Origin of the sequence: Tolypothrix campylonemoides VB511288_2 (assembly GCF_045999855.1) — a bacterium.
Classification (GTDB): domain Bacteria; phylum Cyanobacteriota; class Cyanobacteriia; order Cyanobacteriales; family Nostocaceae; genus Scytonema; species Scytonema bouteillei_A.
This window is the reverse complement of sequence record NZ_JBFPMW010000005.1, coordinates 74,102-90,499: the sequence shown is the minus strand read 5'-3', so window position 1 is coordinate 90,499 and position 16,398 is coordinate 74,102. Positions and strand designations below refer to the sequence as shown.

15 protein-coding genes and 1 tRNA gene are annotated in these 16,398 nt (G+C 44.4%); 10 read left to right on the top strand and 6 right to left on the bottom strand.

The genetic code is table 11. The annotated features are described in order from the left end of the window. The first annotated feature begins 38 nt into the window (after window positions 1-38). The 4 genes from pyrH to AB0756_RS16850 all read left to right on the top strand — a co-directional run bounded on the left by pyrH (window position 39) and on the right by AB0756_RS16850 (window position 3,956). Window positions 39-767: a UMP kinase gene (gene pyrH / locus AB0756_RS16865; RefSeq protein WP_038075106.1), complete on the top strand. Its 729-nt coding sequence runs from the start codon at window positions 39-41 to the stop codon at window positions 765-767. Further along, window positions 754-1,302, top strand: a complete 549-nt coding sequence (frr, locus tag AB0756_RS16860) for a ribosome recycling factor (protein ID WP_038075108.1) — start codon at window positions 754-756, stop codon at window positions 1,300-1,302. Before pyrH ends, frr begins: the two co-directional genes overlap by 14 nt. 193 nt (window positions 1,303-1,495) lie before the next feature. Beyond that, window positions 1,496-2,620, top strand: a complete 1,125-nt coding sequence (locus AB0756_RS16855) for a geranylgeranyl reductase family protein (RefSeq protein WP_038075111.1) — start codon at window positions 1,496-1,498, stop codon at window positions 2,618-2,620. Window positions 2,621-2,627: 7 nt separating this feature from the next. Further along, window positions 2,628-3,956 (top strand): bifunctional cobalt-precorrin-7 (C(5))-methyltransferase/cobalt-precorrin-6B (C(15))-methyltransferase, encoded by a 1,329-nt coding sequence (locus tag AB0756_RS16850; RefSeq protein ID WP_050045968.1) that lies wholly within the window; start codon window positions 2,628-2,630, stop codon window positions 3,954-3,956. 57 nt (window positions 3,957-4,013) lie between these two features. Here AB0756_RS16850 and ccsB read toward each other — a convergent pair whose 3' ends face one another. The 4 genes from ccsB to AB0756_RS16830 all read right to left on the bottom strand — a co-directional run bounded on the left by ccsB (window position 4,014) and on the right by AB0756_RS16830 (window position 7,965). Beyond that, window positions 4,014-5,063, bottom strand: coding sequence for a c-type cytochrome biogenesis protein CcsB (ccsB, locus tag AB0756_RS16845; protein ID WP_050045969.1), 1,050 nt, complete (start codon window positions 5,061-5,063; stop codon window positions 4,014-4,016). Between the two features lie 108 nt (window positions 5,064-5,171). After that, entirely contained in the window at window positions 5,172-6,911 is a 1,740-nt protein-coding gene (locus AB0756_RS16840; protein ID WP_050045970.1) for a DUF3352 domain-containing protein, read from the bottom strand. A 79-nt stretch (window positions 6,912-6,990) separates the two neighbouring features. Continuing rightward, a complete protein-coding gene (locus AB0756_RS16835; protein ID WP_038084055.1) occupies window positions 6,991-7,620 on the bottom strand; it encodes a chorismate lyase in 630 nt (209 codons plus the stop codon). A gap of 264 nt (window positions 7,621-7,884) precedes the next feature. Continuing rightward, a tRNA-Leu gene (locus tag AB0756_RS16830) sits at window positions 7,885-7,965 on the bottom strand. Between the two features lie 332 nt (window positions 7,966-8,297). Here AB0756_RS16830 and accC point away from each other — a divergent pair. Continuing rightward, entirely contained in the window at window positions 8,298-9,647 is a 1,350-nt protein-coding gene (gene accC, locus AB0756_RS16825; RefSeq protein WP_038084058.1) for an acetyl-CoA carboxylase biotin carboxylase subunit, read from the top strand. 43 nt (window positions 9,648-9,690) lie between these two features. Here accC and AB0756_RS16820 read toward each other — a convergent pair whose 3' ends face one another. After that, window positions 9,691-9,981: a YggT family protein gene (locus tag AB0756_RS16820; RefSeq protein WP_038084060.1), complete on the bottom strand. Its 291-nt coding sequence runs from the start codon at window positions 9,979-9,981 to the stop codon at window positions 9,691-9,693. Window positions 9,982-10,564: 583 nt separating this feature from the next. Between AB0756_RS16820 and AB0756_RS16815 the strand changes: the two genes are divergently transcribed. From AB0756_RS16815 to AB0756_RS16795, 5 genes are all read left to right on the top strand, one after another. Continuing rightward, window positions 10,565-12,127 carry an RNA-guided endonuclease InsQ/TnpB family protein gene (locus AB0756_RS16815; RefSeq protein ID WP_038084065.1) on the top strand — a complete coding sequence of 521 codons (1,563 nt, stop codon included), beginning with the start codon at window positions 10,565-10,567 and terminating at the stop codon, window positions 12,125-12,127. A gap of 150 nt (window positions 12,128-12,277) precedes the next feature. Next, on the top strand, window positions 12,278-12,397 hold the full coding sequence (gene psbX, locus AB0756_RS16810; RefSeq protein WP_072040763.1) for a photosystem II reaction center X protein: 120 nt from the start codon (window positions 12,278-12,280) through the stop codon (window positions 12,395-12,397). 233 nt (window positions 12,398-12,630) lie between these two features. Continuing rightward, window positions 12,631-13,557 (top strand): Ycf66 family protein, encoded by a 927-nt coding sequence (locus tag AB0756_RS16805; protein WP_038084067.1) that lies wholly within the window; start codon window positions 12,631-12,633, stop codon window positions 13,555-13,557. Window positions 13,558-13,605: 48 nt separating this feature from the next. Further along, window positions 13,606-14,169, top strand: a complete 564-nt coding sequence (locus AB0756_RS16800; protein ID WP_038084069.1) for a TolB family protein — start codon at window positions 13,606-13,608, stop codon at window positions 14,167-14,169. 60 nt (window positions 14,170-14,229) lie between these two features. Continuing rightward, complete coding sequence (locus AB0756_RS16795) at window positions 14,230-14,748, top strand: TolB family protein (protein ID WP_050045971.1); 519 nt, start codon at window positions 14,230-14,232, stop codon at window positions 14,746-14,748. An 88-nt stretch (window positions 14,749-14,836) separates the two neighbouring features. Here the strand turns inward: AB0756_RS16795 and AB0756_RS16790 are convergent, their stop codons facing one another. After that, entirely contained in the window at window positions 14,837-15,841 is a 1,005-nt protein-coding gene (locus AB0756_RS16790) for a succinate dehydrogenase/fumarate reductase iron-sulfur subunit (RefSeq protein WP_202048635.1), read from the bottom strand. Window positions 15,842-16,398 lie beyond the last annotated feature (557 nt).

The following is a 16,398-nucleotide window of genomic DNA, read 5'->3' as shown; positions in this document are numbered from 1 at the left end:
ATTGGAGGCAATTTCAATTTTGGACAAAACGTAACTTCATGGGAACACATTACCGACGGGTTTTACTTAAACTAAGTGGTGAAGCCCTCATGGGCAATCTGGGCTATGGAATCGATCCGGAAGTGGTAAAAGAAATAGCTGAAGAAGTAGCAGAGGTAGCAGCAACTGGCGTTCAAGTCGCGATCGTCGTTGGAGGCGGAAATATTTTTCGTGGAGTCAAAGCGGCGTCGGCGGGAATGGACAGAGCCACCGGTGACTATATCGGGATGATTGCCACGGTAATGAATGCTATGACGTTGCAGGACTCACTCGAACGCATTGGAATTCAAACACGGGTACAAACTGCAATTTCCATGCAGGAAGTTGCAGAACCATACATTCGCCGTCGCGCCATCCGCCATCTAGAAAAGGGGCGAGTGGTTATTTTTGGCGCGGGTTCGGGTAATCCCTTTTTCACCACCGATACTACAGCAGCACTCAGAGCAGCAGAAATTGAAGCTGACGTAATTTTCAAAGCGACCAAAGTCGATGGTATTTACGACGCAGATCCTCACGTATACCCCAATGCTAAACGGTATAATACTCTGACATATGGATATGTTTTAACAAAAGATTTGCGGGTAATGGACACGACTGCGATAGCCTTGTGTAAAGAGAATAATATCCCTATTCTTGTATTTGACTTAACTGTGCGGGGAAATATCCGCAGAGCAGTTATGGGAGAATCCATAGGCACGCTTGTGGGAGGTTCATGTGAAATTAGCTGAAGCTGAGAGTACGATGCAAAAAACCGTAGAGGCGACTCAACGGAATTTTAATACCATTCGCACTGGTCGCGCCAATGCGAGTATATTGGACAAGGTAACGGTGGATTACTACGGTTCGCCAACTGCCTTAAAATCACTGGCAAACATCAGCACGCCAGATTCTTCAACCATCTTAATTCAGCCTTACGAGCGGAATATCTTAAACTCTATAGAAAAGGCAATTTCCATGTCGGATGTGGGTTTAACCCCCAGTAACGACGGTGCCTTAATTAGGCTCAATATTCCACCATTGACTAGCGATCGCCGTAAAGAACTCGTGAAAATTGCGGCTAAGTATGCTGAAGAAGGACGCGTTGGTATTCGTAATATCCGCCGCGATGCCTTGGATACAATTCGCAAAATGGAAAAAGCTGCGGAAATCTCTGAGGATGAAGCACGGGATCAGCAAGATAAGCTGCAAAAGCTGACGGATAAATACACAGCCAGAATCAATGAGTTGCTGGCAGAAAAAGAAAAAGACATTACAACTGTCTAAAAATAGACCATCTTGGGTGCATCAACTACGGGGATTGAGGACTGGGAACTGGAGACTGGTAGGAAAAGGTGTAAGATCTCCGTGTATTCCTTTGGCAAAGCCTCTTTACGTTTTCAGGCTCTATGCTCCCCAATCCCCAATTGCCCCCAACCCCAGAGGGCTCACTTTCCCCAATCCCTAACCCCTAACCCCTATGTACGACTGTATTATCGTTGGCTCAGGACCTGCAGGTGGATGCGCTGCATATCATTTAGCGAAGCGCGGGCGTTCGGTGTTGGTTTTGGAGAAAGAGTCTCTACCAAGATACAAACCCTGTGGAGGTGGTGTTTCACCTGCAATTGCCCAATGGTTTGACTTTGACTTTAGTCCGGCAATTTCTATCAAAGCAGACACAATCCGCTGTACCTGGAATATGGAGGAAGCGGTAGAAGCAGAGATTGGAACTCCCGAACCTGTTTGGATGGTAAGACGGGATATATTCGACCATTTTTTGATTCAGCAAGCGCAAAAGCAAGGGGCTGAACTCCGAGATAATACTGAAGTAACAGGTATTGAATTTCAAAGCAATTGTTGGCAAGTGAATACTGCTAGCGGTTCGGTGACGGGTCGTTACTTAATTGCAGCCGATGGTGCGAAAGGACCCATGGCGAGATGGCTTGGGTTCAAAGAACGCAAACGTCTTCTAGCAGGAGCCTTGGAAGCCGAAGCCAAAGCAGATGTAAAGAATGGTAACATTGCTCACTTCGAGTTTGGTATGGTGAAAAATGGTTACCTCTGGAACTTCCCAAAAGCAGATGGTTACTCTATTGGGATTGGCACCTTTGTTGGTAGGGGGGGTGCTCAAGATTTCAAAAGCATTTTAAGCGAGTACGGTCAGAAATTTGATGTAGACATTAAAACCTGTCAGCAGTACGGTCATGCTTTGTGTTTGTGGAATGGCAATCAGAAGTTGCACGCCGACAACGCAGTTTTAGCAGGAGAAGCAGCTTGTGTTGTCGATCCGTTCACAGCTGAAGGTATTCGACCCTCTATTTTTAGCGGTTTAAAAGCAGCAGAAGCTATTGATAAAGCAGTTGGTGGTGACATCAACGCATTGGAAGAGTACACAAATACCATGTACGAACAATGGGGTAGTGATATGGCTTGGGCGCAGAAGTTGGCTGGGCTATTTTATCGCTTCGCTGGTATTGGCTATAAAGTCGGTGTTAAGCGCCCTTCATCTGTCCAAATTATGGGCAAAATCTTGTGTGGTGAAATGCGTTACGCTGATGTTGCTCATCGTGCTATCAAGCGTTTAACAACTGGACTGGTTGGTTAATTGACAAATGACCAAAGTTAATGTGATAGGTATCGGTCTGGATGGCATTGCTGGATTGAGTGAAACACTCAAGGAAATTATTGAACGTGCGACGCTGCTAGTAGGTAGCGATCGCCATTTGAGTTATTTCCCCAACCACCAAAGCCAGCGTTTGCCCCTCAGAAACTTTACTGAAGACATTAGTAAAATTCGTGACTACTTAAACCAAGGTCGTGATGGTGTTGTTGTTATAGTTTCCGGAGATCCCCTCTTCTTCGGTTTGGGACGCTTGCTTTTAGCAGAACTGCCAAAAGATGTACTGACATTTCATCCCCATCTCAGTTCGGTACAGCTAGCCTTTAATCGGGTGAAAGCAAGCTGGCATGATGCACGCTTTATTAGCGCACACGGGCGTTCTGTAGAGGAATTGATTCAGACCTTGCAGCAAGGAGTGGAGAAAATAGCTGTACTTACAGATGGGACAAATACTCCAAATGCGATCGCAAAATTGATACAATCTCTGAATCTACCCAGCCAATATGAGTTGTGGGTTTGTGAAAATTTAGGCGGGGATTTGGAGCGTGTTGAGTCTTTCTCTATAGAAACATTGTGTAGAGATGGTGCAAGTTCTACATTTGCACCTTTGAATGTTGTGGTCTTACTGCGTCAAGATAAAGAAAAACCCCTAAATTTATCAGCCTTACCCTATTTTGGTTTACCAGATGAATGCTTTCTTAGCTTTAGCGATCGCCCTGGTTTGATGACAAAGCGAGAAGTGCGGACGCTAGTATTAGCTGAACTCGCCTTGCGTCCCGGACAAACCATTTGGGATATTGGTGCGGGAACTGGTTCTGTTTCCATTGAAATTGCCCGCCTGTTCCCAACTTCTACTGTTTACGCCATTGAAAAAACGGCTGCGGGTAGTGCGTTAATTGCTCAAAATTGCCGTCGCTTTCAAGTAGAGAATGTCATTTCCATTCACGGCAATGCACCGGAGATTTTGTATACTCTTGGAGAAAAGAGTAGTACTCCCTCTGCGACACAAAACGCAGATCGTATTTTCATCGGTGGGAGTGGAGGCAATTTAACTGAAATCCTTAATGTTTGCGCGACTCAACTCACTCCTCAAGGCGTCATAGTTCTCTCTCTAGCCACCTTGGAACATCTCAACACTGCTTTATTGTGGTTTCAGTCTCATTCTTGGCACTACCAGTTATTGCAAGTGCAGCTTTCCCGTTCTGTCCCAATTGGACAGTTAACACGTTTCGCACCACTCAATCCCGTAACAATTATCACAGCATTTAACAGTGACCCGTCATCAGTATTCAGCAATCATGAGTTGGTTGCTGAATACTGATGACGGGTCAATGAAATAGAGGATGGGCGAAGAGGTAGTATAGCTGCTCTCTGCCCTCTAAAAGAACCAACCGTATGAGTGTAAACCTTTACCTAAAAGATTAACCCCCAAGTAACAAATCCAGACAACAACAAAGCCGCTAGCTGCTAAAATTGCAGGGCGACGACCTTGCCAACCGCGAGTGATGCGGGAGTGGAGGTAAGCAGCAAAGACCAACCAAGTGATGAGCGCCCAAGTTTCTTTGGGGTCCCAACTCCAGTAAGAACCCCATGCTTCATTTGCCCAAACTCCACCAGCAATAATACCAATGGTTAGCAAGGGAAAGCCCAATCCAATAACGCGATAGCTAATGTTATCAAGGGTTTCAGCAAGACTAAGGCGTTGGGGTGAAAGGGTTTCGGCTGTTGCTATGGTTGATGACTGAGGAACGGTGACCAAGTCTAAGACTACAGTTTTCCCGTTGCCATTGCTCTCTACACGAGTGGCTCCATTATTGTCACCAGTTAATGCTTGTGCTTGAGAGACTGCTTCACCCACTTTGTGCAATCGGTAACCGTTGCTGCGATAACCGCCAGTTCCTACAGAACTACCCTGTAGTTGAATGTCTTGACCGCGAGTGACTAACAGAAAAGCGATCGCCAGTAGCGAACCCACCATCAAAGCTGAATAACTCAACATCATAACGCTCACGTGCATCATCAGCCAATTGGACTTAAGTGCAGGAACTAAGGGTGCTGAGGATTGCATTTCTGATGGCAGTGTCAAAGCTGCAAAAGCTGTAATGCCCATCGCTACCGGTGCAGTTACAACCCCAACCAATTGACTGCGGCTTGTATTTTCTGCAATCAGATGGACGGCGGTAATTCCCCACACCAGGAAAAACAGGGATTCATACAAATTACTTAGGGGAAAATATCCTGCTTCCAACCATCTTGCTCCTAAAAGGGTCGCAATGCATAAGTTAGTAACAGCCATTCCGGTTGTTCCCAAAGTAGGAAGGGCGGGAATGTTTGGAAATGCTGCCCCAAACCAATACACTAGCATTGTGATAAATAAGACAGCGAAAGAGGCATTGTCCAGCCAATTCTGGAGTGCAACCAGATCCATAATTTAAGTTATCTCCAGTTAAGTATGTATTTTATTTTCTTAGATCGTAGTGCAACTTTTAAGCTAACCAGTGACCGCTAACCACCAACCAATGAAAGTTCTTCTCCCTCATTGTCCGGGTGTTGCTCTTTCTGTGGGAGTTGGAAGCGGATCTGATTTTTCTACTTTTTTTAGTGTCAAAAAAACGTCATAGCGAATACTGCGGTTATCGCTAACAGCTGATGTCACACCCATAGAACTTGTTGCGTCTATCCAACTTTGTTTGAAAGGTACAAAGGATGCTAAAGGAAAATTTTTAGCTGTTCGTTCCACATCTATGAAAAATTGCCCATTTGTGGGGTTGGGTTCTTTAGGTACGGTTTTTTGGAACATTGTCGTGCTACTAAGGGGGTAATTTGGTTTGGGCATTATTCTTTCACTGACAGGAGTGCCCAAAGCTAAAAAAGCAACGTTTCCATCTAACCAGCCGTGCGTGGCTGTTGGGGTTCCATAGGGTCCCAACCAGTTAACAACGGGTCTATTTGCTACCGTTGTGTACTTAATTTGAAACTGGTATTGAGTTTTCATCACATCATCGAGCTGTTTGAGAGCAAGTTCAGCACGATTGCGATCGCTGGCTTCTACCATAAAAACAAAAGCCGCTCTAAAGTCTTCTGATAAGCCTTCTTTAGTAATATTGGGAACAATTGAGAGAGAAAATTCTCCTCCCATCCAACTGAGAAGATCTCGCTCTAAATCAAGATTCGTGAGAGATTTCACACCGTCTCGCAATTGTTCTGGTGTCATTGGCGAGCGCGGATTTCCTTGAGAAGTTAAAGCATAATCCGACCACAATTGCTTTAAATTCCCTCCCGAAAGCATCAACAAAGTTTCTGCAGGGAGGCGGTTTTGCATTTTGCCTCCATTATTGTCTGTTGCCAAAACTCTTTGAGAGTTGGGATTCAACCAGGAAATCCCCTTTATCCTGACTCCTTCCGATTCCAATGAAAGGCTTCCCGCCAAACCTTGGTTGTTTTGGAGTTGGGACAGAACGGGTGCGGGTAAAGCGCGATCGCCAGATGCAGCTATTTTGGCAGAGAAAGGCACATTGACATAAAACTCAGCAAAGGGTTGGTAATGGGCAATCTTTGGATAGTTTTCTGCAAAACCAGGAGAATCAGCCAAAGATGTTTTCCTTTTGTAGGCATTAATTGCCTTTTCTGTTGCTTTTGAATCGTCAGTAATAACTAAAAAATTCTCATCCACTACAGCTACTGAAAATTTTTCCCCTGCTTGTCCTTCCGTTTCTTTGATAGCAATATTCTCGTAAGAACGGTCAATCCATTTACCGCCTTTGGGCGCTTTGGGTTGTGACAGGATGGTTTTAGCCGCTTCTTTATTTTTAATAGGCAAAACCATCACAAGAGACTGTTCGTTGCCAATAACACTTGCGTTAGTTGTTACTGGTTTAGACGTGGCTCTGCTCATCTCAGGAGCTAGAACTGCAACTGCAATTTGGTCACCTACCCAAGGACGGATATCTTTCTGAAAATCGTAGCCGTTACTTGTCAGAAAGCGTTCCTGAAGCTGCTGTATATTGGTATCTAGTTCTACTTGCGTTTCTTTCGTTCCAAACTCTCGTAACTTTTTCCATTGCCTGGAGTCGGTGGTAAAAGAAACTGCAAACAGAGCATCTTGAGGAATAATATTTGCTCCGGGTAGCAAATCTCTAGAGAATGGTTTGCCTTGAGTCAACAGCCAATAGGCAGCTGCACCCCCAACAATCAGCAATCCTGCTGATGAGAGAGTTAACACTAAGGATGGTTTCTTATCTTTTTTCATTAACACAGAAACAACAGGCAGTGTCACTGAAACCTACAGATCTTACTTGCGTGCATGATAACACTTTGTAAGCTCGGCCTCAGTTAGCCTAGTCGTTTTGCCTTATTTAGACTTTCCCATTATTGGAACGCAATTCCATTGGTCCCAAATATTTTGTTAAATAAGGTGAAAAAACCTCATAAATTAGGGTAAGAGGCTGTCCGTGATGCCAAAACAAGTAATGACGACCCCAAAAGGGACCTGACTCATCAAAACCCGATTCTAGTGCTGTAGAGTCACCATAATAAATTCCCTGTACATCCCGATACAACTCCGTGCGGAGACGTGCCAAACTCGCCCAAATGGGTAGCGCACGATTTTGCAAATACTCGTCTACGTGAGACGCTTCCCACCAAGAAGTTGCATAGGCCAATCGCTGACCGGAAGCGGTACGCAACCAAACCTGTCGTCGCAGTCGCGGTCCCGGAACAGCTTTGATTAGGTCAGGTGCATTATCCAAATCCGCCCCAACCAATGACATATCAATCACGTCCACTTCTGTGCGTTCACCTGTTAGCAATTGTAAGTGTCGTGTTGGAGACCCGTCACCTAACAAAAGGAGTTGCCAAGCTGGTGAGAGTTGAGTGTGAGGCAAACCCTGTTGAATGACTTCCTCTCCACCCTGCCAAATTGGGGTAAGACGATACCACCCCAAGGGCAATGTTAAATTGTTTGTCGGCGTAAAAGTCGCTGTCAAGGTTCTTTACAAAACTTCACTTATATATATAATCGCATAAAAAGTTGAGATTGGGGAAGGTAGGGGTTCCTTTGGGAACGAGCAATGGGTAGTGCTGCTCATTAGTGTCAAAGTTTTCCCCAAGGGAAAGCCTTCTTGTAACTTCTCTATCAAAACGGACTTCTTGAAAAAAGAAATATATTAATTTCTAGTTAAATTTCTTAATCTTGTTTATTCTACTCTATACAGCCATTCATCGATCGCTAGCTGTTGGTAGCTAATGAATGCGGATGGCGAGACTCGAACTCGCAAGGGAAGCCCACACGCCCCTCAAACGTGCGCGTATACCAATTCCGCCACATCCGCAAGGTTCATCGTAATGAGTATAGCACAAACATTAATGAATTGGGATGAGATGCCACTCAAAATCAAAAAATTTTTGTTGGGGAATGAACTAATTTTAATGTTATGAGTGTAAGTGCCATAAGGCGCACAATACTCTTACACTTATAAACACTATACTGGGAGGCTGAAAACGCACTCTACAGTAACTTATAGAGGCAAAAAGCCAAATTCTTACCCTGACTTGGGAATGTAATTTGGTCTTATCCTGTGGTCATAGTGAGATGAGGCTCTGCGTAATTTCAACTTTGACGGCAGATTATGTCAATCTACCGAACTTATATCACTGCTAGAAGATGAAGTTTGACAAAATATTAATTGCCAATCGGGGAGAAATCGCTCTTCGCATTCTCCGCGCTTGTGAGGAAATGGGGATTGCGACGGTTGCGGTACACTCCACCGTTGACCGAAATGCTCTGCACGTTCAATTAGCTGATGAAGCGGTTTGCATTGGAGAAGCGGCTAGCAGTAAAAGTTATCTGAATATTCCCAATATTATTGCTGCTGCTTTGACACGTAATGCGAGTGCTATTCATCCCGGTTATGGTTTTTTGGCAGAAAATGCTCGATTTGCAGAAATTTGTGCCGATCATCACATTGCTTTCATCGGACCTTCTCCGGAAGCAATCCGGTTAATGGGTGATAAATCCACGGCAAAAGACACCATGCAAAGAGCTGGAGTCCCCACAGTACCGGGTAGTGACGGTCTGCTAGACTCGGAAGAAGAAGGATTGGCGATCGCCCAAAAAATTGGCTACCCCATCATGATTAAAGCCACAGCAGGTGGCGGTGGTAGGGGGATGCGTTTGGTGCGTTCTGAGAGTGAATTTATCAAATCTTTTCAAGCAGCGCAAGGCGAAGCCGGAGCTGCATTTGGTAATTCCGGAGTTTATTTAGAAAAATTTATTGAGCGTCCCCGCCATATTGAATTTCAAGTATTAGCTGATAACTACGGTAATGTCATTCATTTGGGCGAACGCGATTGCTCAATCCAGCGTCGCAATCAGAAACTTTTAGAAGAAGCACCCAGCCCCGCGCTAGATTCAGAGTTACGCTCAAAAATGGGACAAGCGGCTGTGAGAGCGTGTCAATTTATTAATTACAGTGGCGCGGGAACTATCGAGTTTCTCTTAGATACGTCGGGTCAGTTTTACTTTATGGAAATGAACACTCGGATTCAAGTTGAACATCCCGTGACAGAGATGATTACGGGTATAGACTTAGTAGCCGAACAGATCCGTATTGCTCAAGGAGAACGGCTGACACTCCAGCAAGACCAAGTTGTCTTGAGAGGTCATGCGATCGAGTGTCGTATCAACGCCGAAGATCCAGAACACGATTTTCGCCCCTCAGCCGGACGTATCAGCGGGTACTTACCCCCAGGAGGTCCCGGAGTCCGAATTGACTCCCACGTCTATACCGATTATCAAATTCCCCCGTACTACGACTCCCTCATTGGTAAGTTAGTGGTTTGGGGTCCGGACCGTTCCACTGCTATCAAGCGCATGAAGCGTGCATTACGAGAATGCGCTATCACGGGATTGCCCACCACTATCGGTTTCCATCAAAAAATTATGGAATACCCACAGTTTTTACAGGGTAATGTCTATACCAATTTTGTACAGGAAATGAAAGGGCTTGGATAGTGGTTGGTGGTTAGTAGTTAGTGGAACAACTAACCACTAACCACTAACTCCGAGCCAGCATGGTTAGCAGTCCCTGCTGACCTAACAAAATTTCTCGCAGAAAGCTACAAATTCCCACCCAAATGATTGGGGTGATGTCTACTCCACCCAAAGGCGGTACTATCTTTCGCAACGGAGCTAAAAAAGGTTCGGTAGGCCAAGCGACTGCGTTGAAAGGAAAACGATTCAGTTCTGCTTGAGGATACCAAGTCAGAACAATGCGAATAATGAACAAAAACATCATCAGCCCCAATACCGGACCGAGAATCCAAACAGCAAGGGTAGCACCAGACATGATATTAGCTTGACTCTTCCATCAGAATATAGAGCGAAAATGAGAGCAAAAGCGATAAGATTTTAAGCTTTGTAAAGCACTCTCTATAATTCTAATTCTTTTACCTGAGTTTTCTCCACCTAAAACAACATGGGAGCGCGGGAGCCTCGTTAATTTATTACGAGGAGGAAGCGCCCTAACTCCTTACGGAGACGCTTCGCGTTGCGAAGCTATGCCCGCAGGGCTATACGGGTTCAGCAGTCGTCAGGGCGCGGGAAACCCGCGAAGCTCGCCGGAAGAGTACTCTTCCCGGCAGACTTCGCGCCTGCAACGCTGCTATCACGACCAAATGCAGTTTTAACTGCCGTCAGAGAGAGTTTGCGCCCACTCCTCTATAACCTCGCTAGCGCTAGTATTTCTTGTTTTTGCGAGGGCCTGAATTTTCATCCATGCACTAGGAGTCAAAAGAATCGTTCTCTTAGTCTTGAGCTCATCATGTAGGACAGGTATATTTCTTAACCTTTTTTTGCCTTTTTCTGTTGTCATAGTTAGAACCGACGTGTATACTAAATACAAGCTAAAAAGTATCGGGAGCTGATAACAAGTGCAAGTTAGGTGGAACTTTAAGTTCAAACCAAATCAGTCTCAAAAAATACAAATGTCTCAATGGTTAGTTACATTGAGGAAGCACCGTAACTTTGCACTTCGGCAACGCGAAATTGGCTATAGTACCAACAATCAAAATGCTGAGACTCCTGTTATTTATGCTATTGGTAGTTGGTGCGATATTGAAACGAGAGTTGAATATGGTTCGTGCTGTCCATTAACTTGCCCGGTTCTCAAACACGGCGTTATACCAGAAAATTTAGACCTAGCCTTGAAGACAGCCAATGGTGTTGTTAAGTGGGACAACGCTTCTGGTATTCAAATGAAAGTGACTACGCGGCTACGTCATGAGCGTGAAAGCTTCGCAAATATTAACTCTGACGTTTTGCAACGGAATATTGCTAAACTTGACAGTGCTTTCAATAATTTTTGGAAGAATGGGCGCAGTTTCCCTCGCTACCTTCGCGTTTTAGATTGCTTTGAATATAAGCCAGAGCAAGTTAAATTAATCTCCGTTAAGAAAAGTTATGGTATTGTCTACTTACCTTGTGTTGGTCATGTAAAATTTCACAACAGCAGAGATTTTTCAGTTATCAAGAAAATTAGAACTTGCACTGTCAAACGCTCTGGAGGTTATTGGTTTATCTCAATGTTGGTTGATATACCGGGTGAATTACCAAAAGTTAAATCACTCGATGAAGTCAAGTCAGTGGTTGGGGTGGATGTGGGTGTAAACGTGCTTGTTGCACTCTCTAATGGCAGTTTTGTTGAGAATATACGACCCGCAACAAACGATAGAACTAAGAGACGGTTAACTATCAGACAACGTGCCATTAATCGCAAAAAAAATGGTTCTAATAACAAAAAGAAGATAGCTGAAAAACTTGCCAGGACGACTCACAAGATAGCCTTAAAGCGAGATGGTTATAACTGGCAAGCCGCAAGTCAGGTTGTCAAAACTGCCGATGCCATTGGTCGCGAAAACCTCAACATTAAGGGAATGGTCAAACGTGCTAAACCCAAACACGATGGTAAAGGTGGTTATAAGAAGAACGGACGCTCTCGGAAATCAGGTCTTAACAAAGCCATCCTTGATTGTGCCTGGGGAGATTTGTTTAACAAGATTGCGTGGTTAGCTGCTAAGTCTGGTAAGCCAGTTGTTGCTGTTAACCCAAAGAATAGTAGCAGAGAATGTCCAAAATGCGGTCACATTGATAAAGCAAACAGAGAAGGGCAGAAGTTTATTTGTACTAATTGTCAGTACACCGAGCACGCAGACACCAAAGCGTCTCGGACAATTGCTCAACGAGTGGGATTGGTCTTTCCCAAAAACGTCAAAACGACCCTACCTGCGGACTGCGGGAAAGTTATGCCTGTGAAGATGAGCCAGTGCTCGGCTAGGGTTTCCCAACTTGAAGCAACTGGCGTATCGCTGCCAATGGGCGGGGAGTCTAGGAACCATGCCTGCGGGGTGATAGGTACTCAGTTAACTCTATTTGATTTAGCTGGGTATACTAAACCCGACAACCGGAAATCTAAGAGATACGGCAGAAACTCTTAGAGAATCCGCGTCACTTTAGTGCGCGGAGTGTCAATTGTTGCTTCCTTGTAATAGAGCGAATACTCGACCTCAGTCACATCTAGGTAGCTTCTCAAGAATCTGCTACAGTATTAAAATTGAAGTAGCTTATGTAAAAAAAGGTTGAAATCTATGACACCCTCTTTATCAAATTTTCTTTGGAGTCTATTCTGGGGTACTGCTATTGTCGTTATCCCCGTAATAGTAGGATTAGTTTTTGTTAGCCAAAAAGATAAAATCGAGCGTTCATAAAAGATTTCAACAAGCGTGAAACACTCGCTCGTTCAAGTGAGAAAATGGTTTCGGAGGCGCAGGTAACTGCGTCTCTTCTTTCAAGATGCCCCAATTACAGCAAAACTGACAGTGGAAAATTTTTTGGAATCAGTTAATTTCGCTTGGACATAGCAATAATATAGAGTAACCAGTTACAGTAGAGTTTTAAGTTTTAAGTCGTTAACATAGATTTGTTATTAGGTACAACAGCAATGCTAATGTTCGGGCTGAACTCAGCCAGTGTTCTGGCTCAGGTAAATTTTGGGGCGAACTCAGCCAGTGTTCTGGGAATCTTCCTGGCTGTGGCTGGAGCGGCGCTCTATTTTCTTCGCTCAGTACGCCCAGAGCTTTCCCGCGACCAAGATATATTTTTTGCGGCTGTAGGTTTGCTGTGCGGTTTTATTCTTATATTCCAAGGATGGCGTCTCGACCCAATTCTACAATTTGGTCAGTTGCTTTTGGCGGGCTCGACGATTTTCTTTGCCGTTGAAAGTATTCGCTTGCGGGGGATCGCCACACAACAAGCCAAACGCAACACTCCAATTGTGGATGATGAACGAGAGGTGAGCGATCGCCCTTCATATACTAGAAGACCAAAATACAAGGCAGAAATGGAAGCCGATCTCGATCCCCTGCCTTACTATGAAGAGGACGAAGCGCCACCAAGAAGAATTCCAGGTAGCAGGGATTCTCGCTCATCTCGGGATGATTACTACGATGATGAAGCTCCACGCCGGATAGAACGTCGCAGTAGTAGCGAAAGATCGAATACGGACAAACCTCGCCGTCGGAGTAACTCTCGTCCAATACGTACACCGGAAAGGTTTGATGATAACGATTGGGAGACTTCATCTAAACCAGCAGTAGATGATTGGGATAACTCTTCGAGTGAAGAAAAAAGACCTTCCCGGCGCAGTACCAACGGACCCGTTCGACCAACAGCGACAGAAGACGATGTTCCACCCAGACCCAGAAGGCGTCGTCCCCCCAGTGATTCAACTTACCGAGTTGAACGCCAAGACGATGACGCGATCGCCACGGATTACGTAGATTACAAACCTCTCGATCGTCCGCTCGACCGTCCAAATCGCTCAAGCGACGAACAAGATAATTCAGTAAATTTTGATGATGATGTTTAAATAGATCTGGGGAAAAGTTGCAAACACAAGCAACAGAAAAAAGTTAAGGTGAAAAAAATTACACCTAGATTTCGGCTCCAAAGACAACTTCGTTGGAGTCTTTGTTTAACATTAGCAGGTATGCTTGTATCCTGCAGTTACAACGATCTTCCTACAGGACCAACTTCTCTCAACAGTCGCTCTACCGAACAGCAACCAGCGTTGAGTGGAAATGGTCGTCTTTTGGCTTTGGTATCCAATCGCAATGGCAGTCATCAAGTGCTGTTGTATGATTTGCAACAACAGCAGTTTGTGAGTACACCGGGCTTAAATCGACCTGAAACTATTGTAGAAAGCCCCAGTCTCAGTTACACGGGGCGTTATATAACTTACATGACCAGTGACCAAGGAAGACCGGTTGTAGCGCTCTACGATCGCGTAACGCAACAGTCGCAAATCCTCACACCTATCTATCGCGGTTGGGTGAGAAATCCCAGTATCAGCCCCGATGGGCGCTATGTTGTCTTTGAATCTGCTAGTCGCGGTCAATGGGATATTGAAGTCCTAGACCGAGGTCCAGATATTGAGTTAGATATTGACAATGGAGCGACTGTAACGGGGATTGGGGAGTAGGGGAATAAGGGGAGACAAGGGAGAATGACCTTTTGACAGATGACAAATAACAAATGACAAATGACCAAACCCTTTATTATATTTGCTGTTGTAAGTTTGTTGGGTGGTTGTGTTGGCTACCCTCGTTTGTTGAATTATCCTGTCGATCCCGGAGGGCGCAGTCTTAACAGCTTGGGATCGGAGTTAAATCCCCAAGTTTCCAAACGGTATGTTGTTTTTACAACGGATCGTAGGGGTAGCCAAGATGTGTATATGTTTGACAGACTAACGAATAATTTGGTTGATTTGCCTGGTTTAAATTCTTTTGATACGATCGCATCCCATCCCTCTGTAGCTGAAAATGGTCGCTATATTGTTTTGTGTGCTAACCGTCAGGGACGGTCGGGAATTTTTCTCTACGATCGAGAAACGCGTCAATTACGCAATTTAACTGCTAACTTGCAAGCAGAAGTTCGCAATCCAACTATTAGTGCTGATGGAAGTCGGATTGCCTTTGAGTCTAGCGTCAATGGTCAATGGGATATTTTAGTTTATAACCGTTCCGGACAACCTTTAAATATACCTCAAGAACCTCGATAAATTGGGAATGGGGGATTGGGGACAAGGGAGAGGGGGTAGATAAGGGAGAGGGGGTAGACAAGAAGATTCTACCTTATCTCCCTTGTCCCTAGTCTGCACTCTCCACTTTCTGTACTGCTTCAATGAGAGACCTCACTTGCTCGGTACCTTCTGAAGGTTCAAATGTTAGTGGGAATTTTCTTCGCACGAGCATTCGCAAACCGAGAGGAGCAATACTTAACAATCCTTTTAAATCTTTTAGGTAATTGCCAACAACTTGTAAACCAAACTGACGTTCATCGAGCCAACCGCCTTCTTTGACTAATTCCACTAATACTTTACGGTGACGAATGGAACGACTGTCAGTTGCTTGTTTGCGATCGAGAACTTCTTGTTTGATTTTAGTAATTTGATCTAATGGTGCAACACCCATTGGACAAACAGAATTGCAGTAAAGACAGCGAGTGCAACCCCAAACTCCTTTAGTTCCTTCGTTATATTCTTCTAATCGAGTTTCGGTTTTGCTATCGCGAGAGTCTGCTACCATGCGGTATGCTTTGGCAAGAGCATGGGGACCAACAAAATCTGAATTCACTTCACGAGCGTTACATTCCGAGTAACACGCTCCACACATGATGCAATTTCCCGTTTCATCAAGACGCGATCGCTCTAGTGGTGTTTGTAAGAACTCTCGTTCTGGTACGCTTCGTCCTGCTGTACTCACATAAGGAGTTACTGCTTCTAAGTTATCCCAAAAACTGGTCATATCAACCACTAAATCTTTGATAACAGGCATATTACCTAGTGGTGCTATTGTGATTTCTGGGATAACATTTGTAGGGCTTGCTGGTGTTTGAGCGCTTTGCGTGTGAGAAATTTCGCTGCCTACATTTTCCTTACAAGCCAAAGCCGAGCGCCCATTTATTCTTACAGCACAACTTCCACAAATTGTATTGCGGCAATTTTTGCGAAATGCTAAAGTTCCATCTTGCTCCCACTTAATACGATTCAGACAATCGAGGATGGTGTTTCCCGGTTCTACATCCAAAACGTAAGTTTTTACCACAGGTGAGGAATTTTGTTGCTGTCGTATGACCTTAAAAAGAACTTCCATTACCACTATTAATAAAGAACTTCTACCTAGCTTATGAAATTCTTCTCACTCAATGGCTCTACTTCCACAAGCGAGTTCCACCTTGGTGTCCATCATTCATAGCTAGCTGTTAATAGACTGACGATTGTAGAGACAAGAAATTTCCGATCTCTACAATAATAAGGATAACCGCGAAAATTTGAATTGTAACTTACCCAAATAGGCTAGCACCTATTGGGTCATAGGGAGGGGGTAAGGGGACAATAGGGATGTTGAGGATAATGACTTATGCTATCCCCTAACTAAAAATATCTGTTGCAAAATACCTCTATCGGTTATAACTGTATCTTCATGTAAACACAAGTGAGAGGCGTTAACCTAAAAAAACGTACTTTGCAATGGCACACAAGCACTTTTTTGGTTATATAGAATTGTTAAACGGCATTATATGAACATTGTGACCTCTTAATCAAGAAAGTCTTGGTTTTCACTCACTGCACAAAAGTGTATGTCTAAATTCAATGAATTTTTATAAAACTCGTACAGGAATACTCATCCCAAGGGTAGGGATTAAGATA